Origin of the sequence: Gardnerella sp. KA00718, assembly GCF_049244285.1 — a bacterium.
Lineage (GTDB): Bacteria > Actinomycetota > Actinomycetes > Actinomycetales > Bifidobacteriaceae > Bifidobacterium > Bifidobacterium vaginale.
Window position 1 is genome coordinate 785,167 of record NZ_CP058370.1, and the last position, 23,181, is coordinate 808,347.

Annotated in this window: 20 protein-coding genes; 18 read left to right on the forward strand and 2 right to left on the reverse strand. The window is 43.7% G+C overall.

From position 1 onward, the window contains the following. Nucleotides 1-103: 103 nt before the first annotated feature. The 10 genes from prfA to HXT55_RS03190 all read left to right on the forward strand — a co-directional run bounded on the left by prfA (nucleotide 104) and on the right by HXT55_RS03190 (nucleotide 10,646). Nucleotides 104-1,201: a peptide chain release factor 1 gene (gene prfA / locus HXT55_RS03145; RefSeq protein ID WP_004114886.1), complete on the forward strand. Its 1,098-nt coding sequence runs from the start codon at nucleotides 104-106 to the stop codon at nucleotides 1,199-1,201. A 69-nt stretch (nucleotides 1,202-1,270) separates the two neighbouring features. Then, nucleotides 1,271-2,170: a peptide chain release factor N(5)-glutamine methyltransferase gene (gene prmC, locus HXT55_RS03150; protein ID WP_421792465.1), complete on the forward strand. Its 900-nt coding sequence runs from the start codon at nucleotides 1,271-1,273 to the stop codon at nucleotides 2,168-2,170. Next, nucleotides 2,163-2,837, forward strand: a complete 675-nt coding sequence (locus HXT55_RS03155) for an L-threonylcarbamoyladenylate synthase (RefSeq protein ID WP_004113080.1) — start codon at nucleotides 2,163-2,165, stop codon at nucleotides 2,835-2,837. The genes prmC and HXT55_RS03155 overlap by 8 nt, the downstream gene beginning before the upstream one ends. Continuing rightward, nucleotides 2,834-3,937 carry an MraY family glycosyltransferase gene (locus HXT55_RS03160; protein ID WP_004113078.1) on the forward strand — a complete coding sequence of 368 codons (1,104 nt, stop codon included), beginning with the start codon at nucleotides 2,834-2,836 and terminating at the stop codon, nucleotides 3,935-3,937. The genes HXT55_RS03155 and HXT55_RS03160 overlap by 4 nt, the downstream gene beginning before the upstream one ends. An 81-nt stretch (nucleotides 3,938-4,018) precedes the next feature. Beyond that, the gene (gene guaB, locus HXT55_RS03165; RefSeq protein WP_004114891.1) at nucleotides 4,019-5,563 is read left to right on the forward strand and encodes an IMP dehydrogenase; all 1,545 of its coding nucleotides are present in this window, start codon (nucleotides 4,019-4,021) and stop codon (nucleotides 5,561-5,563) included. Nucleotides 5,564-5,746: 183 nt separating this feature from the next. Beyond that, a complete protein-coding gene (locus tag HXT55_RS03170; protein WP_004120033.1) occupies nucleotides 5,747-5,986 on the forward strand; it encodes a hypothetical protein in 240 nt (79 codons plus the stop codon). Nucleotides 5,987-6,122: 136 nt separating this feature from the next. Further along, a complete protein-coding gene (locus tag HXT55_RS03175) occupies nucleotides 6,123-6,374 on the forward strand; it encodes a hypothetical protein (RefSeq protein ID WP_004130611.1) in 252 nt (83 codons plus the stop codon). Between the two features lie 71 nt (nucleotides 6,375-6,445). Then, on the forward strand, nucleotides 6,446-7,153 hold the full coding sequence (gene orn / locus HXT55_RS03180) for an oligoribonuclease (RefSeq protein WP_014554534.1): 708 nt from the start codon (nucleotides 6,446-6,448) through the stop codon (nucleotides 7,151-7,153). A 39-nt stretch (nucleotides 7,154-7,192) separates the two neighbouring features. Continuing rightward, a complete protein-coding gene (locus HXT55_RS03185) occupies nucleotides 7,193-8,650 on the forward strand; it encodes a PIF1 family DEAD/DEAH box helicase (protein ID WP_064622886.1) in 1,458 nt (485 codons plus the stop codon). A gap of 166 nt (nucleotides 8,651-8,816) precedes the next feature. Further along, nucleotides 8,817-10,646 carry a proline--tRNA ligase gene (locus HXT55_RS03190; protein WP_421792468.1) on the forward strand — a complete coding sequence of 610 codons (1,830 nt, stop codon included), beginning with the start codon at nucleotides 8,817-8,819 and terminating at the stop codon, nucleotides 10,644-10,646. A 206-nt stretch (nucleotides 10,647-10,852) separates the two neighbouring features. Here the strand turns inward: HXT55_RS03190 and HXT55_RS03195 are convergent, their stop codons facing one another. Further along, the gene (locus HXT55_RS03195) at nucleotides 10,853-11,497 is read right to left on the reverse strand and encodes a single-stranded DNA-binding protein (RefSeq protein WP_020760050.1); all 645 of its coding nucleotides are present in this window, start codon (nucleotides 11,495-11,497) and stop codon (nucleotides 10,853-10,855) included. Between the two features lie 393 nt (nucleotides 11,498-11,890). Here HXT55_RS03195 and HXT55_RS03200 point away from each other — a divergent pair, with 393 nt between their 5' ends. Next, a complete protein-coding gene (locus tag HXT55_RS03200) occupies nucleotides 11,891-13,102 on the forward strand; it encodes a hypothetical protein (protein WP_004120048.1) in 1,212 nt (403 codons plus the stop codon). Between the two features lie 106 nt (nucleotides 13,103-13,208). Here HXT55_RS03200 and HXT55_RS03205 read toward each other — a convergent pair whose 3' ends face one another. Further along, complete coding sequence (locus HXT55_RS03205) at nucleotides 13,209-15,341, reverse strand: M13 family metallopeptidase (protein ID WP_421792470.1); 2,133 nt, start codon at nucleotides 15,339-15,341, stop codon at nucleotides 13,209-13,211. A 91-nt stretch (nucleotides 15,342-15,432) separates the two neighbouring features. On the opposite strand from HXT55_RS03205, the gene map reads away from it, so the two are divergent. From map to HXT55_RS03240, 7 genes are all read left to right on the forward strand, one after another. Then, nucleotides 15,433-16,206: a type I methionyl aminopeptidase gene (gene map, locus HXT55_RS03210; RefSeq protein WP_004138346.1), complete on the forward strand. Its 774-nt coding sequence runs from the start codon at nucleotides 15,433-15,435 to the stop codon at nucleotides 16,204-16,206. Nucleotides 16,207-16,266: 60 nt separating this feature from the next. After that, entirely contained in the window at nucleotides 16,267-17,409 is a 1,143-nt protein-coding gene (prfB, locus tag HXT55_RS03215; protein ID WP_004120869.1) for a peptide chain release factor 2, read from the forward strand. Nucleotides 17,410-17,539: 130 nt separating this feature from the next. Further along, nucleotides 17,540-18,898: a cell division ATP-binding protein FtsE gene (gene ftsE, locus HXT55_RS03220; RefSeq protein WP_421792472.1), complete on the forward strand. Its 1,359-nt coding sequence runs from the start codon at nucleotides 17,540-17,542 to the stop codon at nucleotides 18,896-18,898. Beyond that, nucleotides 18,898-19,821, forward strand: coding sequence for a permease-like cell division protein FtsX (gene ftsX, locus HXT55_RS03225; protein WP_004114923.1), 924 nt, complete (start codon nucleotides 18,898-18,900; stop codon nucleotides 19,819-19,821). The genes ftsE and ftsX overlap by 1 nt, the downstream gene beginning before the upstream one ends. Nucleotides 19,822-19,976: 155 nt before the next feature. Next, nucleotides 19,977-21,371: a CHAP domain-containing protein gene (locus HXT55_RS03230; protein ID WP_421792474.1), complete on the forward strand. Its 1,395-nt coding sequence runs from the start codon at nucleotides 19,977-19,979 to the stop codon at nucleotides 21,369-21,371. Between the two features lie 30 nt (nucleotides 21,372-21,401). Continuing rightward, on the forward strand, nucleotides 21,402-21,890 hold the full coding sequence (gene smpB, locus HXT55_RS03235) for an SsrA-binding protein SmpB (RefSeq protein ID WP_004113499.1): 489 nt from the start codon (nucleotides 21,402-21,404) through the stop codon (nucleotides 21,888-21,890). Between the two features lie 243 nt (nucleotides 21,891-22,133). Further along, complete coding sequence (locus HXT55_RS03240; protein ID WP_016816805.1) at nucleotides 22,134-23,060, forward strand: ABC transporter substrate-binding protein; 927 nt, start codon at nucleotides 22,134-22,136, stop codon at nucleotides 23,058-23,060. The last annotated feature ends 121 nt before the right edge of the window (nucleotides 23,061-23,181 follow it).

Sequence of the window (23,181 nt, forward strand, 5' to 3'; positions counted from 1 at the left end):
ATCGGGGCTGGCGTTTTATGTGCAACATACATGCGTCTTACAATATTTAAATTTAATATTTTCGATTCAAAATCCGCGTTATGCGCGACTACAAAGGAATATGATGGCTGAGTCAGTAGAGGAACAGTTCCCAGCAGCGGTTACAGCTCTAAACGAATACCGCGATATTGAAAATCGCATGGGAGAGCCAGAGGTAGCGTCTAATCCAGACGCAATTCGCAAGCTCGGTCGTAGACACGCAGAACTCGGGTCAATCGTAAGCGCGTACCTAAATTACAAGCAGCTTTGCGAAGACTACGAAGTAGCTAGCGAAATGGCAAGCGAAGACGAAGACTTAGCAAAAGAAGCAAAACAATTAGAAGAACAAATTCCAGCAGCAAAAGAAAAGTTGCGCACAGCGCTGATTCCTAGAGATCCAGACGATGCGCGAGACATGATTATGGAAATCAAAGCTGGTACGGGCGGCGAAGAAGCGGCTCTGTTTGCTGGAGATTTGTTGCGCATGTATATGCGTTACGCGGAAAAGCGCGGCTGGACTACCGTAATCCAAAGCGAAAATTCGACGGAACTTGGCGGCGTAAAAGACGTGCAGCTTGCGATTCGCGCAAAAGGTACGCCTGCTCCAGAAGACGGCGTGTGGGCAAGCATGAAATACGAGGGCGGCGTGCATCGCGTGCAGCGAATCCCAGTAACTGAATCGCAAGGTCGTATTCAAACTTCCGCGGCTGGTGTAATCGTGTTCCCAGAAGCAGACGAAGACGACGACGAAATCGAAATCGATCCAAAAGACCTGAAAATCGACATCTTCATGAGCTCTGGTCCTGGCGGACAGTCCGTGAACACTACTTATTCCGCTGTTCGTATGACACATATTCCAACGGGAATTGTTGTTAGCATGCAAGATGAAAAGTCGCAGATTCAAAACCGTGCGGCGGCTCTTCGCGTGCTAAAGTCGCGTTTGCTTGCCATGAAGCACGAGCAGGAGGCAGCGGAGGCGGCAGATATGCGCCACTCGCAGGTGCGCTCGTTGGACCGTTCTGAGCGAATCCGCACATACAACTTCCCAGAAAATCGTATTGTGGACCATCGCACAAACTACAAGGCATACAATCTTGACCAGGTGCTTAACGGAGACTTGCAGCCTGTTATAGACAGCGATATTCAGGCGGATGAAGCCGATCGCTTAGCTAAAGCCAAGTAAGTAGTAATATCTTTAAACTCGTTGCTTGTGTTGGCTTGTAGGAATTAGCTTCTAGGAATTGCTTGTATTATGCGCGAACTCTTGCAAAATGCTATTGCGTGTCTTTGTAAAGCAGGCGTAGATTCTCCACAATATGATGCGCGTGTACTTTTAGCACACGCTTGTGGCGTAAGTTTGGCAGACTTAAACAAAGCGCTAATACTTGGCGATTTTAAGAATTTTTCGCACGATTACGCTAGCAAATATAGCGATTTTATATCTAGACGTGCTTCGCGCGAGCCATTGCAACATATTATTGGATGCGCTACTTTTCGCTACATAGACCTAATAGTTGGCAAAGGCGTTTTTGTGCCGAGGTCCGAAACAGAAGTGGTAGTTCAAGAGGGAATAGATTGGATTCGCGCAAATAATCTAAAAAATCCTATTGTTTTAGACTTGTGTGCAGGCTCGGGAGCGATTGGATTATCGGTTGCAAGCGAAGTTGCAGATTCGCAAGTGTGGGCTGTGGAAAAGTCGCCAGAAGCTTTTGAATATTTGCAAAAAAACTACAACAAAATCGCGGAAAAATATGATATTTTAAACAGATATCACGCAATATTAGGCGATGCTACAAACGTTAATCTGCCTGAAACAGCTGCGATTAAAGAGAAAGTAGACGTAGTAATCACAAATCCGCCGTATGTGCCAGAAAGCAAGCCATTAGAGCAGATTGAAGCTCGTGACTACGACCCAAAAATAGCGTTATATGGTGGATCTCAAGATGGGCTACTAATACCGCAAAAAATTGTAAAAGCGAGTTTTGTATATTTGCGTAGGGGTGGAATAATGATTATGGAACACGATATTACGCAAGGAGAAGCGCTTGCAGATTATGCAAAAAACGTAGGATTTAGCAGCGCAAAAGTCAAAAACGACTTAACAAACAGAGCAAGATTTGTAGTATGCAAAAAAGAGGCTAAAAATGAGTAAAATTTGCACGATTAACGAAGAATCATTGCAACTTGCAGCGCAAATAATCAACGCAGGCGGCGTAATCGTAGTGCCAACAGACACAGTTTACGGAGTAGCATGCGACCCATTTAACGAGGATGCAGTAGCGAAAATCTACCAACTAAAGCGCAGACCGCGCACAAAAGCCTTGCAAATACTTATGAGTAGCGTAAGTGACTTAGAAAAACTTGGGCTTTACTTGCCAAGCCCACTAGACGTACTTGCGGAAAAATTCCTGCCAGGCGGATACTCACCAATCGCGCGCGCAAAAAAAGATTCGGTAGCTACAAGGCTTGCTACGCTTTGTAAAGCAGATGAGAGCAGTGAGCAAAACAAAATCCAAGCTGAAGCAACGCAAGGCGTGCGCGTTCCAGATTGCCCAGAATTAATGCAAATTTTAAGAGTTACGGGCCCTTTGGCTGCATCTAGCGCAAATCGCAGCGGAAACGAGAGCGCAGACAGCGTAGAAGAGGCAGTAGCAGCTTTTGGAGACGAAATTCCGCTGTATTTAAATGCTGGTCCAACTCGCTCACACGTAGCAAGCACAGTAGTTGGCGCGGATGCAAGCGATAAAGACGGAATTGTGATTTTGCGCGAAGGCGTAATAAGTGAAGAACAGATAAGAGCAGAAAGTCGCAAGAAATGAGGGTATACCTGTTTATAGCAGCAATCGCAGGAGGCGCAACTTGGCTAATAATGCCGCTTGTACGTCATCTTGCGATTCGCATAGGAGCCGTAGGAAAAGTGCGCGCTCGCGACGTGCACACAATACCTACGCCACGTATGGGTGGAGTGGGAATGCTATTCGGCTTTGCTGTATCAATGGCGTTTGCAAGCTCCATGCCTTTTATTTCAGGGCTTTTTACAGGAACACACCAGCCGTGGGTAGTTTTAGCTGGAGCTGTACTCGTATGCCTTTTGGGTGTTTGTGACGACATTTGGGACTTAGATTGGATGCTAAAACTTGCAGGTCAATTGCTAATAGCTGTTTTTGTAGCATGGGGAGGGCTTCAAATCGTAACATTGCCGCTCGGCTCTCTAGTTACAGCGTCTCCAAGTCTTTCAATCGCAATAACCGCAATACTAATCGTGGCTTCAATTAATGCAGTCAACTTTGTAGACGGACTAGATGGACTGGCTTCTGGAATTGTGGCAATTGGCGGAATCGCCTTCGCGACATACTCTTATATTCTTGCGCGCACATCTCCAAGCTACGCTTCAATGGCAACTCTTATAGACGTTGCAATGGTTGGAATGTGCTTAGGGTTTATTTTGCACAATTGGCATCCTGCAAAGCTTTTTATGGGTGATTCTGGCTCCATGCTAATCGGGTATTTAATAACTTGCGCGTCTATTATAATGACGGGTCACTTAGATCCATCTGCAGTGCACACAAGCATATATTTGCCAGTATTTATGCCGATTTTGCTTCCGATTTTAGTGCTGTTTTTGCCAGTGTTAGACATGTGTTTAGCAATATGCAGAAGGCTTGCAAAAGGGCAGTCGCCAATGCATCCAGACCGCATGCATTTGCATCACAGAATGTTGCGCATTGGGCATTCTGTGCAAGGAGCGGTGCTTATTTTATGGGGTTGGGCGGCGCTTATATCTTTCGGGTCAATAATGATTCTGTTCTTTAAAGCAATTTACGTGCTTGTTGGCATGATTATTGCGGCAGCGCTGCTTACAGTTCTTACAATGATGCCATATTTGCGCAGGCGCCTGCCAGAGCTACGAAATTCGTAAAATAATACTCGAATACTCGCGAATCATAGTTCATGAAACGCGATTTTTACAAACGTCATAGCAAAAACGTATAGTAACCCTATGGCTACAACTGATATGAACACGGAATCCGTGTATGCTCCTGTTCCACCAATTTTCGAGAAGCTCGGCCTTGCTTATGATGATGTGCTGTTGCTTCCAAATGAGACTGATGTTATTCCTTCCGAAGTGGATACAACTACTCATCTAACTCGCGAAATCACTATGAAAGTTCCTGCAATTTCTGCAGCAATGGACACAGTAACCGAGTCCGATATGGCTATTGCAATGGCTCGAAATGGTGGAATTGGTGTTCTTCATCGCAATCTTTCTATAGATGATCAGGCTGCGCAAGTCGATATTGTTAAGCGCAGCGAGTCTGGTATGATTACCGACCCACTCACTGTTCACCCAGATGCAACGCTCGCAGATTTAGATAAATTGTGCGGGCGTTTTCATATTTCTGGTTTGCCAGTGGTAGATAGCGAAAATCGTCTAGTTGGTATTATTACCAATCGCGATATGCGTTTCATTGCTTCCGAAGACTATGATCGTTTGAAAGTCAAAGACGTGATGACTCGCGAAAATCTCGTCACTGGTCCTTCTAATATTTCTAAAGAAGACGCGCATCGTTTGCTTGCAGACAACAAAGTTGAAAAATTGCCTTTGGTTGATGCAGAAGGCAAGCTTACTGGTTTGATTACTGTTAAGGATTTTGTGAAGACTGAGCAGTATCCAGATGCTACTAAGGATGATCAGGGTCGCTTGCGCGTGGCTGCTGGAATTGGCTTCCTTGGAGATGCTTGGCAGCGTGCGTGCGCGCTTATGGAAGCTGGAGTTGACGTGCTTGTGGTTGATACCGCAAACGGAGAGGCTCGATTGGCTCTCGATATGATTCGCAGAATTAAGGCAGATAAGGCGTTTGACGGAGTACAAATTATTGGCGGAAATATTGCTACTCGCCAAGGCGCTCAGGCTATGATTGATGCCGGCGTCGACGCTGTAAAGGTTGGCGTTGGACCAGGCTCTATTTGCACTACGCGCGTTGTTGCAGGCGTTGGTGTGCCTCAGCTTACTGCTGTTTATGATGCGGCTCAGGCTTGCAAGGCTGCTGGCGTTCCATGCATTGCTGATGGTGGTATTCACTATTCTGGCGATATTGCTAAGGCTTTGGTTGCTGGCGCTGACACCGTTATGCTCGGCGGCACTTTGGCTGGTTGCGAGGAAGCTCCAGGTGAAAAGGTTTTGCTTCACGGCAAGCAGTATAAGCTTTATCGTGGCATGGGCTCGCTTGGCGCAATGGCTCCTCGCGGTAAGAAGTCTTATTCTAAGGATCGTTACTTCCAGGCAGACGTTACTAGCTCCGACAAGGTGGTTCCAGAAGGCGTGGAAGGCGAAGTTCCATATCGCGGTCCACTTAACGCTGTGCTTTACCAGTTGCTTGGCGGATTGCATCAGTCTATGTTCTACGTTGGTGCGCACAATATTAAGGAAATGCAAGAGCGCGGTCGCTTTATTCGCATTACGGATGCTGGTCTTCGCGAATCGCATCCTCACGATATTGTGATGACTGCAGAAGCGCCAAACTACAGCGGTTTCCACAACTAAATCGTAAGTTGCGTGAGTTGCGCGTATAAGTCGCGTATAAATCGCAAGTAATTTTGCATTAAACGGCGAAGAGTTAGCTAAGTCTTTTTTGCTACTTTCTAACTTTTCGTCGTTTTTGTTTTGACAATTCGTATAAAATTATTGTATAGTTAGTGGGATATCCCACTAAAAATGAGGTGTTTTGTGGAAGTAGTGAAAGATTATGACGTTCGTCTTGATAGTAAAAAGCGTGTAACTCTGCGCGGAGCTAAATACCCTTATTACAATGTTAAAGAATGTGATAATGGTTGTATTTTATTAGAGCCACGTGAGCTTACTATTCCTAAGAGTATCTCTTCTAAAACTCTTAAAAGTATGGATGAAGCAATCCGCAATTTTAAGATTGGCAAAGTCTCTGAACCTGTTGATCTCTCTGACTTCTAGGAGTAAGTGAATGAACTTCAATATTAGAATGGGTATTCCAGAGATGTCTAATATTTGGGAGAGATTGAAGAAAGAGTTTCTAGAAGGCAGTATAAGTAAAAAAGATCTTTCTCTTTATAAGAAATGGGGAAAATCTATGAAACTTTTATCTGAAAATCCAAGGCATCCAGGATTGCATACTCATGATATTGAAGAATTGACAAATAGATATGGTGTTAGAGTTTGGCAATCCTACTTGGAGAATAAAACAAGTAGTGCAATGAGAATGTATTGGGTTTATGGTCCAGATCATATGTCAATAACTATTATCGGTTTAGAGCCTCACCCTGAAGATAAGAAAAATGGATCATATTCTAGAATTTCACTTTCTGATATGCCAGAGATGTGATTTTAGCTGTTAGTCGTCGCTGGGAAGATGTAGGCTGATGGGTTCGAAAAAATATTAGGAAAGGAACGAAAATGGCTGAAGCTAAGGAAGATCTTACGTTTACGCCGGAAGAATCGCGCTTAATTTGGATTGATTGCGAGATGACGGGACTCGATATTTTCCACGACGAATTATGCGAAGTATCTGTAGTTCCAACTGATTTTAATTTGAAAGTTCTAGACGACGGTATTGATTTAGTGATTAAGCCGAGCGATGCTGCTGTGGCTCATATGAACGATTTCGTACGCAATATGCACACATCTTCTGGTCTTGTTGACGAGTGGAATAAAAACGGTTTGCCTCTAGAAGAAGCACAAAAGCAGGTTGTTGAGTATGTAAAGCGCTTTTTGCCAGAGCACGGAAAAGCACATCTTGCTGGCAACTCTGTTGGCTCCGATAAAAAGTTCCTCGACCGTTACATGCCAGATTTAATGGCAAATCTGCACTATCGCGTAATAGACGTAAGCACGTTGAAGGAGATTTCGCGCAGACTTTACCCAGACGTTTACCGCAATAAGCCGGCAAAACACGGCGGTCACCGTGCGCTCGCGGATATTATTGAGTCGATTGACGAGTTGAGATATTACCGTGACATGATGTTTGTTCCAGCTCCAGGCCCAAGCGAAGCACAGGCAAAAGCTGGCGCACAGCACATTGAGAGCACGAGCTTGCTTCGCGACTACGAGCGCCGCGGAGACGCGCTAGAAGACGTAAATTCCGCAGAAAAGCGCGATTATTAAATAAAGCGCGACTATTAAACGCAATAAAAGGTACTGCCAATGAAGCAATCCGAAGCCCTAACCATAATCAACGCTGGTGCAAGCGTTTTCATTACCGGCGCTCCGGGTGCAGGTAAAACCTACGTATTAAACGCGGCTATTCGCGAAATGCGAAAAAACGGTTTAAGCGTGGCTGTAACGGCTTCTACAGGAATCGCAGCAACGCATTTAAACGGTCAAACCATTCACTCGTGGAGTGGAGTTGGAGTTTCAAACGCGCTTAGCGATTCGCTTCTTAAAACCATTAGAGCTAGGCGAGGGAAACGCATAAAAGCCACGGAAGTGCTCGTGTTGGACGAAGTTTCAATGATTCACGCGTGGCTTTTCGACATGGTTGATGAAGTATGCCGCAAAGTGCGCAAAAACTCTGCTCCCTTCGGCGGACTTCAAGTAGTTATTTCGGGAGATTTCTTCCAGCTGCCTCCTGTGAGTACTTCTATGCGAAATCGCGATGTGTTCGAGCCAAGTCCAGAGTTTATTGAGTCGCGCGAAAAGTATGCTGCTGCTGGCAAAAATCCAGAAGGCTATATTACGGAATCTTTCGCCTGGGATGCTTTAAAGCCTGTTGTGTGCTATTTAACTGAGCAACATCGTCAGGATGACGGCAAATTGCTTGAAGTTTTGACGGATATTCGTGGCGGTCTTGTAAGCGACGAAGATAAGCAAGTGCTTGCCAGTCGCCTTGGTGAGTATCCGCAAGACGATGAAGTTTCGGTTCATCTTTTCCCTACGAACTCACAAGCAGATGGTTTAAATAATGTGCAGCTTGCGGCAATTGATGCTGAGCCTCACGAATTCGTGGCAACAGAAGCCGGCCCTAAAAATCTCGTCGAGCGTTTAAAAAAGAATATGCTCGCTCCAGAACGGCTTGTATTAAAGGTTGGAGCTGCAGTGATGGCGTTGCGAAATGATCAAGATAAGCAGTATGTGAACGGCTCGGTTGGGCGAGTTTTGAGATTCGCACCTGAATCTAAAGGTGGATGGCCGATTGTTGAGTTTGAAAACGGCAATATTGTCACTCTTAAGCCGGCTGCTTGGGAAATGACGGATGGTGAGACTGTTCTTGCTAGCGTAAATCAAGTGCCACTTAGATGCGCGTGGGGAATTACGATTCATAAATCGCAAGGTATGACGCTTGACAGTGCGGTAATGGATTTGCGTAGAACTTTTGCTCCCGGAATGGGATATGTGGCGCTTTCTCGCGTGGAAAATCTGGGCGGGCTTTATTTGGAAGGTATTAACGATCGCGCGTTTAGTGTTTCGGCGGATGCTGTACTGTTAGACGGATTCTTGCGTGAGGCTTCTAAACGCGCGAGTGAGTTGCTTGCTAGCGACGGTGCTGCTTCTTTCGTAACAAATAATGCGGAAGATGATTCTGCAAATCAGCAAGAGTTTGACATTTTTGGCGCTGTCAATTACGCGTATAATGACGAATTTTCCTTCGACGATGAGTTCTAGCTTTTTGTAGCTTTAATCGTTGTTTTTAGCTACAAAGTCGGGAAAATCTTCCGCTTTTTGTAGCTCTAATCGTCGTTTTAAGCTACAAAGTCGGGAAAGTGTTATTGCTATTGTTTAATAGTGTAAACAAGTGTTTATGTCCTCATGCGCAAATAGATTGGAACGCATGAATTCCAATGTACTTCGTATGTCTCAGCTGTTCCTTCGTACGCTGCGCGAGGATCCAGCAGACGCGGACGTAACTTCCGCAAAACTTATGCAGCGCGCAGGCTATATTCGTAAATCTGCCCCAGGTGTGTGGACTTGGTTGCCGCTTGGACTCAAGGTTTTAAACAAGGTTCAAGCGATTATTCGTGAAGAAATCAACGGTATCGGTGCGCAGGAGGTCCACTTCCCAGCGCTTCTTCCACGCGAGCCATACGAGGCTACAAACCGTTGGGAAGAATACGGCGATAACATTTTCCGCCTTAAGGATCGTCATGAGGCTGACTATCTTCTTGCTCCAACGCACGAAGAAGTTTTCACATTGCTTGTTAAGGATATGTATTCTTCTTACAAGGATTTGCCAGTTACTTTGTATCAGATTCAAACGAAGTATCGCGATGAATTCCGTCCTCGTGCAGGTCTTATTCGCGGACGCGAGTTTATTATGCAAGACGCTTACTCGTTCTCGATTGACGAAGATGGTTTGAAGTCTGCTTATGTTGAAGAGCGCGCTGCTTACGCTCGAATTTTCGACCGTTTGGGCATTAAATACGTGATTGTTCACGCTGTTTCTGGCCCTATGGGCGGATCGGATTCTGAGGAATTCTTGGCTCCAATGCCAATTGGTGAAGATACTTTTGCGCTCGCTCCTTCTGGAAAAGCTTGGAATGTTGAGGCTTTGACCACACCAGAAATGCAAGATGTTGACTGCTCGGCAACTCCTAAAATGGAGACTCTTGATACTCCAGATGCTAAGACGATTGAGGCTTTGGTTAAGGTTTCTAACGATTTGCATACACGCAAAGACGGCCGCGAATGGCAAGCAAGCGATACTTTGAAGAATCTGATCATTGCTGTTAAGCACCCGGCTGATGCTGAGGGCGGCGAACACGAGGAGCCATGGCGCGAAATCGTTGCTATTGGTATTCCAGGTGATCGCCAGGTAGATATGAAGCGTCTTGAAGCTCAGTTTGCTCCTGCAGAAATTGAAGAAGCAACTGAGGATGATTTGAAGGCTCATCCTGAGTTTGTTAAGGGATACATTGGCTTTAGCGTATTAGGTCCTCAAGCTCGCAAAGAGGGTAGTGGAATTGAAAATCCTGTCCGCTACTTGATGGATGCTCACGTTGCAAAGGGTAGCGCTTGGATTACAGGAGCTGACGAAGACGGAAAGCATGTTTATAACGCTGTTTACGGCCGCGATTTTGAGGATGATGGTGTTGTTGAAGCAGCCCAGGTTCGCGATGGCGATATGAGCCCAGATGGTTCCGGTCCATTGAGCTTCGAACGCGGTGTTGAGATTGGTCAGGTGTTCCAGCTTGGTTTAAAGTATTCTAAGGCTTTGGGCTTAAGCGTTCTTAACGAAAACGGTAAAGCTGTACCAGTTTGGATGGGCTGCTATGGTATTGGCGTTAGCCGCGTGATTGCATGCTTGGCAGAAACGCATCACGATGATGCTGGTCTTGCATGGCCTATGGCGATTGCTCCAGCTCAAGTTCACGTCGTTGCTACAGGCAAGGATCAAGTTGCTTTCGATGCTGCTGAAAAAGTTGTTGAAGAGCTTAGTAAGCAGGGAATTGAAGTAATCTTCGACGACCGTCCAAAGGTTTCTCCAGGTGTGAAGTTTAAGGATGCTGAGCTCGTTGGCGTTCCGCTGATTGCTGTAGCCGGCCGCGATACTGTGAACAATGGAACGATTGAAATCCGCGATCGCAACGGTTCAAACGTTGAGGCAGTTCCAGTGGATGAGGCTGCTGCTCGAATTGTAGAGCGCGTTCGCGAACAGTTGTAATCGCAATAACTGTTAACAACGAATCAGCGATTAAGCAATTAAACTATTAAACAATTAAACGACTAAGCAATATTGCCGTTGGTGTAATGCTTTGCATATTATACGCATTATTTTCAGCGGCAATATTGCTATGAATAGTAAAAAATTATATAAATTATTAGAATAGAATGTTAATGAGTTTTAATGTTTAATTCTATTAAAACTTTCTAAAAATCATTTACACCTCCTTCAATATCGTCATAGTGGTTTTCTTCGACTTGTGAGCCGAAATCTATTGTTTCTTTTGCTGAAGATTCAGCATCATAATGGTATTCTTGGCTGTCGTTTTCTTGCGAAGAATCCATAGAATAAGTATTAGCCATAGGGTTTTTCATCGCCAAGCTCAAATCTTGATTGGAATAAGTATCTTGATTTGCCCGATTTTCTTGGTTTATTTGATTAGTGTGATATTTACTATTGTTACTCTGATCGGTTCTTCCACGATTATAAGAGTATTTAGTAAAAGCACTAATTCCTCGATTTAGGTCGTGTCCAATTGCGGTGGCTTCTAGTACAACTCGAGACCGGTCTTCTCCATCTTTGTGCCAGGATTCCGTGTTTAAATTTCCGCACACGACTATCGCATCTCCCTTATGCACGCTTTTTAGCACATTTGCAGCTAAAGACTTGTATGCTTTTACTGTCATCCAAGTTGTCGGTCTATCTTTCCACTGTCTTTCCTCGCTATGGTAGTAAGACGTTGTGCTTCCTATTCTAAGTGAGCATGCTGGTGAGTTTTCGTTGCGACTAAAGTTCACAGGGTCACTACCTACATAGCCGCTGATTGTTAGTGTTGCTTGTTGTTGTGCCATATTCTTAACCTTTCAAAAGTTTGGACTGCGACTAATTTAAATCTCAAAATTCATCACGCAACACGTGTTGATTATTGTGATTTTCAATAAATTCGCCGCAGTAGAATCAACTATGAAGTATCAAAAATAGTTTTGCAAGTTATTTTTATCAATGTGGTTAAAGCCTATGCTTTATGCACATCGTTTAAAAACTCTTGACAAAATATGTAAAATTGAGTAGGCGAGTCTAAAATGTGTAAAATATATGTAGATTGATATACTTAGCGAAAGTAGTTTTTGTTTTTCATTAGCATTGGAAGGTGAAGCTTGAGTTTTTTGCCTACTTGTTTGTGTTATTTGAATCAGGGATTACTGAAAAGTAGTTATTAATCACGTGGAGAGAGGTCTACATTTATGTGGCATAAGTCGCACGTATTTTCTGCAAAGAAATGTTTAGCTGCTGCGGCATCAGCTGTTGCTTGCGTAGCAATGATTGGATCTACTGCCGTATCTGCTAGTGCTTTGGTTATAGTGCAAAATCACAGTGTTGCTAATGTTAATACTAATTGGCAAGTTAAGAATCAGTCGGCTGCAAGCTACATTTTAGGTGCAATTCGTGATGTGCGTTCAAAGTATTATGACGATGGCGTTACCCTTATGAACGGTATGACTCTTGCAGATTATGTTACTTCTAAGGGTCTTACAAAAGAACAGTATATTAATGATATTCGCTACGATCGTGCTAATGAAGAGGATGCTTATCGTCGTGCAAATGAGACTGTTCAGCATGGAAAACTTGGACATTTTGCTGCGGATGGTGTGAGCCTTCCAAACTACGATGGTCGTAAGGCTTGGGGCGAAAACATTGCTTGGGGTGAAAGCTCAGAAGAATCTATGTCGGATTGGACCGCTGGAGAGGAGTCTGCGTTACACCAATCTAATGGTGCTGAAACTACTTACAATGCTCATCTTTACCAGATTTTGAATCCAGAAAACATTTCCTTCGGATATGGTGAAGTAGCTGGTACCTCATACGGAAGAGTATCTGTTTTAACTCTTTCAACTCAGGTTGGAGACACTGACTACCCACAAGGCAAGTTAGGTGTTGCTCCTCACCTTGATTTTGCTTGGATTATCCGTAATAACGATATTGCTGTTGGTGCAAATGCTTACACCGACAAGCAGCTTGAGTATCGTTGGCTTTCTTACAATTTGAATACTCAGCAGTGGGCTACTATTGCTGATTGGGGTACTGGAAACTGGGCTTCTTGGGTTACAAAGCCAGGTGACTATTGGCTGCATTGTGAAGCTCGTGATCCTTCTACTAAGAAAGTTATTTTAGAAAAGACAATTGCTTTCCACTACACAGTTCCAAGCCAAACAGTTATTACTGGAACTTATGCTGGTTGGCAAGGCAATAGTGTTCTTCTTGGTGCATCCACTAATAATCCTAATGGCTCTACCAAGATTAAGATTTATGATTACAATGCTAAGCAGTGGGTTGAAGGATACGATGGCCCTTGGGCTTTGTGGAGCCCACGCCCAGGCATTTACTGGACTCATTTCGAAGCTTACGATGAGAATGGTAATTTGTCGGATGTTAAGACCTACGCCTTTGGCGTGTGAATCTGATTAGTAAATCTGATTAGTATCATTTAAAAAGCCTGCAAACGTTTTAAACGCTTGCAGGCTTTTGTTTACTTATTTACTTTATTTGTGTTTTATTTGCAACTTACCAAATGTGTACGCGCTCGCTTGGAGCAAGCCACATCTCGTCGCCGTCTTTAACGTCGAAAGCATCGTAGAACAAGTCAACGTTGCGCGCAATGCCATTAGTGCGGCACTCTGCAGGGGAGTGTGGGTCGATTTGAAGGTATTGCTCCGCAATCTCGTTACGAGCCTTTGAACGCCACACAAGTGCGTAGCTTAAGAAGAATCGTTGCAAAGCAGTGAAACCATCAATCTTAGGAGCGTTCAGCAAAGTTTCGCGAATCGCATCATCACTTCCGTCGACTTCTTGTCCCTTGCTCTTTTGCAAAGCAAAAGCGTAGGCTTTAAGAGCAATAGTTACGCCGCTTAAATCACCAATGTTTTCGCCGATTGTTAAAGCGCCATTTACGTGAGGCATTGCATCGCGCTCTTCTTTGCTCTTTAAGTGAGAGTATTTAACAATAAGCTGCGTTGGTGTAAAAGCATTGTATTGCTCAATAAGCGTTTTAGTGCGCTCAGTGAAGTTGGTTTTGTCTTCTTCAGTCCACCAATTGTTAAGCACGCCGTCGCCATCATATTCGCAACCTTGATCGTCAAAACCGTGGCCGATTTCGTGACCGATTACGGCACCAATAGCGCCGTAGTTTGCTGCGTCTGGAGCACTCGGGCTAAAGAATGGCGGCTGCAAAATCGCAGCTGGGAACACGATTACGTTAAGCAGCGGATCGTAGTAAGCGTTTACAGTTTGCGGAGTCATCTGCCACTCTTCGCGATCCACAGGTTCTCCAGCTTTTGCAGTATACCTACCAAACACAAATCGAGAAACTTCGCGCATATTCTCAATTAAGCCAGCGTCTTCCTTAATATTTAGCGCAGAGTAGTCAATCCAATGATTAGTATAACCAATATTTGGCTCAAACTTGCTAAGCTTTTCCAAAGCCTTTGCTTTAGTTTCCTCGCCAAGCCAGCTGCTGTGAGAAATCGACTCGCGGTAAGCGTTAATAAGATTGTCAACTAAGCCTTGCATATACTTTTTAGAAGACTCAGGGAAGTGCAAGCGCACGTATTCTTTACCGACTTCCTCGCCGCAAGCATCGTCAACAACTCCGATTGCGCGCTTCCAGCGATCGCGCGGCTTGGTGGCGCCAGAAAGCACTTTGCCGTAGAAGTCGAATCGCGCTTGTGCAAAATCCTCGCTTAACATGCTTGCCCAGCACAAAATCACGTGCACGCGTGCCCAAAGCTTTAGATCTTCTAAGTCGGCTTCTTGCCAAATCTTATTCAATCCTTCTATAAAGCTTGGCTCGTGAACTACTACTTTGCTAAAAGCTTTACGAAAATCTATTGGCTGATTCTTTGCTTCTTCGGAATCGTCGTAAGATTTTTGAGCAGCATCCAAGAATGCGTCAAGATTCAGCGCTTCAAGCGTTTTTGCCAAATCCGCATAATCGTAAGGATTATAAGTTTTTTGAGAATCGCGTGTTGCTACGTTATCCCAGTGGTTGCTTGCGATTTGTGTTTCAACCTTCAAGAAACGTTCCGATTGCTCTCTTGTAGTAGTGGCATCACCGTATCCAGCTAAGCGCAACAATGAAGCCACCATTTTTACGTATTCAGCGCGAATCGGAGCGTAATTATCTTCGCGATAGTATGCTTCGTCTGGCAAGCCCAATCCAGCCTGCTCAATGTGCATAATATTCGTCTTAGGGTCTTTAGGGTCTCCGCAGACGCCAAAAGCAAACATTGCATTTGGACCACCGTATGGAGTAAGAGAAGCAATAGTGCGAACCAGGTCTTCCTTGCTGTTTGCCGCATCAACAGCGTCTAAATCGCTCTTAATTGGCGTAATTCCAGCTTTTTCAATAGATGCAGTATCCAAATAGTTGCGGTATAAGATTCGCGACTTTTTGGCTGGGCAATCTTCGCTTTCTAAAATATCTCGAATTTGCGTCTCTGCATCTTCTGCGAGCTTGTAGAAAGCACCATACATTGGCTTGTCTTCTGGAAGAGTGTAAGTGTCAATCCAAGGACCGTTTACGTAACGGAATAAATCGTCTTGTGGTCGAGTAACCGATGAGAAGGAAGCTGGGTCAAAATTTACAGCAGAAATTTCCTTCTGCGATTCTTTATTATTATTATCATTGTTATTAGGCATGTGCCTAGATTACAAGTATTAAGCGACATCATTAGCTAGTATTTTCGCTATATTTTGCGCTATTTTCGTGCCTGCGCGTTAGTCTTAAATCATGATTGAACTTAAAACTCCATCCGAGATTGAAGCTATGAAGCCTGCGGGTCGCTTCGTTGGTAGTATTCTTAAAGATTTACAAGCAATGACAAAAGTTGGAACAAATCTTCTTGAGATTGATGACTTTGTTCGTCAACGCATTATGAGCCGTAAAGGTGCGTCTTCTTGCTATGTTGACTACGCTCCTGATTTTGGAACTGGTCCTTTTGCGCACTACATTTGCACTTCTGTAAACGATGCTGTTCTTCACGGAGTTCCTTTTGATTACAACCTTAAAGACGGCGATTTGTTGACTCTTGACTTAGCGGTTAACGTTGACGGATGGGTTGGAGATTCTGCTATTAGTTTCGTGGTTGGAAAGCATGCGGATCCTGAAGATTTGCGCTTAATTAAGTGCACTGAGGAAGCACTTGAGGCTGGAATTAACATGGCTCAGCCTGGAAACCGCCTTGGAGACATTTCTGCAGCTGTTGGATGCGTTGCTCACGAGTATGGTTACAGCGTAAACCTTGAGTTTGGCGGTCACGGAGTTGGCCATATTATGCATGGCGATCCGCACGTTCCTAACGATGGCACTGCGCATCACGGCTACAAGCTTCGCCCAGGCTTGGTTATTGCTATTGAGCCGTGGTTCTTAAAGACTACTGACGAGATTTATCAAGATCCAAAAGACGGTTGGACTCTTCGATCTGCTGACGGTTCGCGTGGCGCTCATAGCGAGCATACGATTGCAATTACAGAGAATGGTCCAGAGATTTTGACCGTACGCTAAACTTCGAATAGTAAGTGCGTAAAACGAATAATATAAAATATAAAGAGGTACTTTAAGTAAATGGCGGAATTTGATTTTGCCCAAGCGTTAAATGATGTTGAAGCAAAGTATTCTTTGATTTCTAAGGCTTTAGACGTTAATTCGTTGAAGACTGCTATTGCAGATTTAGAAAAGCAGGCTTCGGAGCCTGGACTTTGGGATGATTCTGATCACGCTCAGCAAGTTACGAGTAAGCTTTCGGCAGCTCAGTCTCAATTAAAGCGTTTACAAGCCGTTGAGCAACGCATTGAAGATACTAAGACTTTGATTGAACTTGGTCAGGAAGAAGAGGATGCTGATTCTATGAGCGAGGCTCAAGAGGAGCTTGGCTCTATTGCTCACGAGTTGGACGATATGGAAGTTCAAACTCTTCTTGACGGCGAATATGATGCTCGTGCAGCGGTGGTGACAATACGCTCTGGTGCGGGTGGTGTGGATGCTGCCGATTTTGCGCAAATGCTTCTTAGAATGTACTTGCGTTGGGCGGAACGAAACGGCTACAAAACTAAGATGATGGATACGTCTTACGCAGAAGAAGCTGGTATTAAATCCGCCACTTTCCAAGTTGATGCCCCATATGCGTATGGTCGTCTTTCCGTAGAAGGCGGCACTCACAGAATGGTTCGTATTTCTCCATTCGACAATCAAGGCAGGCGTCAAACTGGCTTTAGTGCCGTAGAAGTAATCCCACTTGTTGAAGCTACGGATCATATTGACATTCCAGATTCTGACATTCGTGTGGATACTTTCCAGGCGTCTGGCCCTGGCGGACAAGGCGTAAACACTACGTATTCCGCTGTGCGCATCACGCATTTGCCAACTGGTTTGGTTGTTTCAATGCAAGATGAGCGCAGCCAGATTCAGAACCGAGCTGCTGCAATGGCGGTTTTGCAATCGCGTTTACTTGTGCTTAAGCATGCTGAGGAAGCAGCGAAAAAGAAGGAGCTTGCTGGAGATATTAAGGCAAGTTGGGGAGACCAAATGCGCTCATACGTGCTTCACCCATACCAGATGGTGAAGGATTTGCGCACTGGCTACGAAACTTCGCAAACTCAGGCTGTTTTTGACGGCGATATTGACGGTTTTATTGAAGCTGGAATTCGTTGGCGTCACGAACAGAGAGTTGCAGCTAAAAAAGAGGCTGAGGAAAAGTCGCAAGCTTAGTCTGCATTAGATAAAATTCAAGATAAAATTCAAGATAAAAGTCAGAATAAAAATCAAAAATAAAATATAAAATAGTTAAAAACAAAATTAAAGTATATCGTTCAATAGTTCGTAAAGGAAACTGCAGAATATGTCTCTGATTTCACTAGAACATGTGTCGAAGATCTATCCTAAGGGTACGCGCCCTGCTTTGGACGATATTTCTTTAGACGTTAATCGTGGCGACTTCGTGTTTCTTGTTGGAGCGTCTGGATCTGGTAAAACAACTCTTCTAAGCTTGCTGCTGCGCGAAGAGGAGGCCACTAAGGGCGAGATTCACGTTGCTGGTAATGACTTGCGACGCTTAGTGAATCGTCAGGTTCCGCAGTATAGACGTACTCTCGGCTTTATTTTCCAGGATTATAAACTGTTGAATAATAAAACCGTGTATCAGAACGTGGCTTTTGCACTAGAAGTTATTGGCACGAGTCGTTCTACTATTAAGTCGCTTGTTCCGCGTGTGCTTGAAACGGTTGGCTTAACTGGTAAGGAAAATAATTATCCGCATGAGCTTTCGGGTGGTGAAGCTCAGCGTGTTGCAATTGCGCGCGCGTACGTGAATCATCCGCAAATTCTTCTCGCTGACGAGCCTACTGGTAATTTGGATCCAACTACTTCGCTTGGCATTATGGAAGTTTTGGACGCCATTAATCGTACGGGCACTACAATTGTTATGGCTACGCATAATGAAGAAATTGTTAACTCAATGCGCAAGCGAGTTGTGGAGCTTCATGCTGGAAAAATTGTGCGAGACGAACGCGAAGGCTCTTATGATTCTGCGCTTTACTTCCCAGACGCAGATGTTGAGCAAAAGTCGAAAGCTCAGCAGGCAGTTGAAGGCGATTCAGGTGTTCGTACTGTGGCAGATTCAGGCTCTGATCACACTAGTTTTAACTCGTCTTCTGAAGATCCTAAAAATTACAGATTCATGTCTAAACGCGCAAAGCGTGCAGCTCAAGCAAAGCAGGCTATGGATGCTGTTGCGCAAACTTTGCAAAATGGTTCTGAAGATAATGAGGGTATTGCTCGACTTGCGCAATCTGTTCATTCAGGCAGAACGGGTAGATATGGTGAAGTTTTTCAGCCTTTAGAAACAACTATGACTTGGGGGCGTGGTCTTTCAATTCCACCAGCTCCTCCCGTGCAAAAGTCGAATGATGCTGAAGATATGAAGAATTCAGATTTTGCAGATTCTAGCAACTCTTCGGATTCTGGCGATTCTCTTGATTTAAGTGAGAATCAAAAAGATAAGAATAATACAGAAAATATTGTCGAAAACGATATTGAAAATTCTAGCGAAAATTCTAGCGAAAATTCTGGCGAAAACGTCGGCAATACAAGCGAGAATCCAAGCGAAACTGGCGATTATATTGAATCTAAAGAATCCAATGAAAAAAGTAAATCTGAAGCCAGTAAAAGCGAAAATCTTAAGAACGAAGGAGACGAGTAATGCGATTGCAGTTCATATTCTCAGAAACGTGGATTAGCTTGCGCAGAAACGTTTCTATGATTGTTTCGGTAATGCTCGTTACCTTCATATCGTTCTTGTTTATAGGCGCATCTGTTCTTATGCAAGCGCAAATCACAAAAGCCAAAGGCGATTGGTATGACAAGGTAGAAGTTGTAGCATGGCTTTGCCCAGACGGTACAAGTCAGTCAGCATCCTGTGCTTCTGGAAAAGCTCCTACTAAAGAAGAAATTGTAAAATTGGAAAACATTATTAACCAAGAGTTAGGTGATGATGTTTCGAATATCACTTATGTTAGTAGAAGCGAATTTTACAAGAATACTTTTCTTAAGCAATATCCTAATGGCTTATATCAGGGGCGTACTTTAACAGCTGCTGATATGCAAGATTCTTTGCGACTAAAGCTCACAAATCCAACTAAATACCAGGTTGTTTCAGAAGTTCTTTCTGGCAGAAATGGTGTTGAGGAAGTAGTAGACCAAAGACAAATTTTTGACCCAGTGTTTAGCGTTTTGAATCATGCCACGGCTGTTACAATCGTGCTTGCTGCAGTTATGGTTGTTGTTGCGATTATGCTAACCGGTACAACTATTCGTATGTCTGCAGCATCTAGAAAACAAGAGACGGAGATTATGCGACTTGTGGGCGCGTCTAATTGGACAATTCGCATGCCATTTATTTTAGAAGGTGCTTTTGCGTCCCTTATGGGCTCTCTGCTATCTGGGTGCGCGCTAAGCGTTGTTGTTAAAGTGTTTATTACAGATTGGCTTGCACAAAACGTTCGTTGGATGCCATTTGTAAATCAAACAACTGTTTGGATGACAGTTCCAGTGCTGGTTCTTGGAGCCGTGCTACTTTCAATAGTCGCCTCCGCGGTTGCACTCAGAAGATATCTGCAAGCGTAAACATAAAAGAAAAATTTAAATTATCAATAAATTATGAACATTAATAGATCATAAATAAAAAATCATAAATAAAAAAATTTTATCGATAATAGAATTTTCAATGTATAATTCGCATTAGTTGTGTTTGAATTATTCTACTTGAAAGGGAAGTAAATATGGAAAGCAAGAAATGCCATGCAAAATATTGTAAGCGCACTGTTGCAAGCGTGATTGCAAGCAGCTTTCTTATGCTTTCTGCCGGTATTACCTTATATGCTTGCCAGCCACTACGCGCTGATGCAGTTACCATGCAAGATTACAACAGGAAAGTTCAAAGTAATGCTGCTCTTAAAAAGCGTCTTGCTGGAGTCAATAAACAGCTTGCTGATAAGATTCTAGAGCTCAATGATTTAAACGAACATCAAATCCCTAATCAAGTCCGTGCTGCTCAGCAAGCTCAGGAGCAAGCGCAACAAGCTATGAGCCTTGTTGAATCAACAAATCAGCGTTTGCAGTCTGCGCAAAAAGACAAACTCGATTTAGAAGAAAAAATCAAGCAGACTGGCGAAGATTTTGATGATGCAAAGGCTGCTGTAGCTCAACTTGCTCGAAAAAGTTTCCATGGCTCCAATGCCTCTAACGTAATGGCAATGGTGACTAACTCCACTACTACCGAGCAGTTTGTTGGAAAACTTCAGTCAGAAGCTGCTGTTGCACGTAGCGAAGCAAATGCTGCAAATGATGCTGCTGTTACTTTGAGTAATTCTATGAATAGACGTCAGCGCTTAGCTGCTATTGAAACAGAGATTCAAAAATTAAAAGCAAAAGCTGATTCTGAGGCGCAGAGTGCTCAGGCTGCGGCTAAGGCTGCCAGTGAAAAGCAGCGTTCTCTTCAGTCTTTAAGAGATCAGGGAACTATTCTAAGAAAGCAGTTAGAGAGTCAAAAGAATAGTCTTACTTCTCAAGATGCTCGCGAAGCTGCGGAAATAATTGCTTTGAAGTCACAAATTGACGCTCAAGCTAGGGCTTTAGCTGCTACGGCTGCAGCTCGCATGAATCCTAATAATGGTAATCGTCAACAGCTTAGAGGCGGCGGCAGTTGGAATACTCCTTCTTTGCCTTCGCTGCCGCTTTCTAATGGTGCTGCAAATGGTATGAATTACGCGGTTCCTGGGAATTGTCCTGCTGGTTCTGGCAATTGCTATGGTCATAATACTGGTAACACAGCTGGAGGTTCTGCCTATCCAGCTCGCCAATGCACACTTTGGGCGTATTTGCGCAGATCACAGCTTGGTCTTCCAGTAGGATCCTTTATGGGCAACGGTGCTGATTGGGCGAATTCTGGGCGTAGACTTGGGTATCTTGTAAATCGCACACCGCATGTTGGTGCTGTTATGGTATTTGCTAGAGGAGCTGCTGGATCAGATCCTACATATGGACATGTTGCTGTTGTTGAACGCGTTAATTCGGACGGTTCGGTACTGATTTCTGAAGGTGGCGTTGGATTTGCTACGTTCCCGTCTTATAGGACTATTCGTAATGCTGGCAATTATGAGTATGTTCACTATTAATTTTTATGATTCGATTTAGGCTGGTGTAATTTGGATAAAAAACCTGGTTCAGATGGTACTTTAACTGTTGCAAGAAATAAAAAAGCAAATCACGACTATGCGATTGAAGATTGCTATGAAGCAGGTATTGCTCTTACTGGCACAGAGGTTAAGTCTTTGCGCGAAGGCAGAGCTTCTTTAGCTGAAGCGTTTGTGAATATTGATAGACGTGGTGAGATTTGGCTAGAAGGCGCAAATATTCCAGAGTACTTAAATGGCACTTGGAATAATCATGCTCCTAAGCGCAAGCGCAAGTTGCTTCTTCATGCGATTCAAATTGCTAAGCTTTCTAGGCAGATTGAAGCTAAAGGTTATACCATTGTGCCTTTGAGGATTTATTTTAAAGGCAGCTACGCTAAAGTTGAGATTGCTTTGGCGCGAGGCAAAAAAGAGTACGATAAGCGTCAAGCGTTGCGCGAAGAACAAGATAAGCGCGAAGCATTGCGCGCTATGCGATACAAGAATATGCAATCTAGGTGATTTGCTGTTTGTGATTGTATTGCGACACGCCGTATATTATTCATTTTTGTGAATAATATGCGGCTTTCGATTTTGTAATTCGCTATTTTTTGCTGATTTTTAGCATATTCATGTATGGCAATTTATGAATATTCAGTTTTTGCATTTTAATAATCGCAATTTAGTAGCGATATCGTGTATAGTTATGCATATCATTGTAAATTATAAGTTATTTATTCTTTAAATATTGAATAGGAGAAGGAAATGCTTAAGTCGGATAAGATTTTTAAGTCAATTAAGCCTATTGCAGCAATTGCAACTCTTGCATTGATTGGATGCACTTGCGCGTGCGGTCCAGCTGATTCTAAGGCAGCAGATCCAGATGTGGCACGCAGCTACGATGTAAGCAAAGTTCAAAAAGACGATGAGATTGCAAAGCTTGTTCCAGAAAGCGTTGCAAAAACTGGCGAATTAACAGTTGGTGTAAACGTTAGCTATGCTCCAGCAGAGTTCTTCGCTGCAGATGGCAAAACACCAGTCGGCTACGAAATCGACTTTTCTAAAGCTTTAGCAAAATTGATGGGCTTAAAAGCGAAGATTATGCATGCTCAGTTTGATTCCATTATTCCAGCAATCGGAAGCAAATATAACGTTGGAATCTCGGGCTTTACTGTAAACGCTGAACGTATGAAGTCCGTTGATTTTGTAACGTACGCAAACGCTGGCTTATCTTTTGAAGTTCGTAAAGGAAACCCAACTAAAGTAGATCCAAAGAATCTTTGCGGCAAAAAAGTTACATTAGAAACTGGCACTGTTGGCGAGCCAATCATGGAAGAAGCTAAAAAGCAGTGCAAGGCAAATAACGATAAGCCACTAGAAATCATGAGCTTTAAGGAGCAGACCGACGCCACTACAGCATTGCTTTCTGGTCGTGCAGACGTTATGTATGCTGACACTCCTGTAGCTGGTTATGCTGCAATAAAGAACAATGGAAAGCTAGAGATTCTAGAAAGCAGCAACGACGCGGAGCCAATGGGTGCAGCCGTTAAGAAGGGCGATGCTAAGATGCTAAAGCTCATTAAGGCTGCAATCGATAAGCTTATGAAGAATGGCGTTTATAACGACATTCTAAAGAAGTGGGGTGTTGAAAACGTTGCCATTAAGGAAGCACAAGTAAATCCAGAAGTCTGATCTTAAATTTGGCGTGCGTTTGTAGCTATTAGTATAGTGAAAACCGCACGCTTTATTTGTATTTAATATATTTGTACATCGCAAGTGCGTTAATTACTAGTTAATAATCCGCTAGTTATTA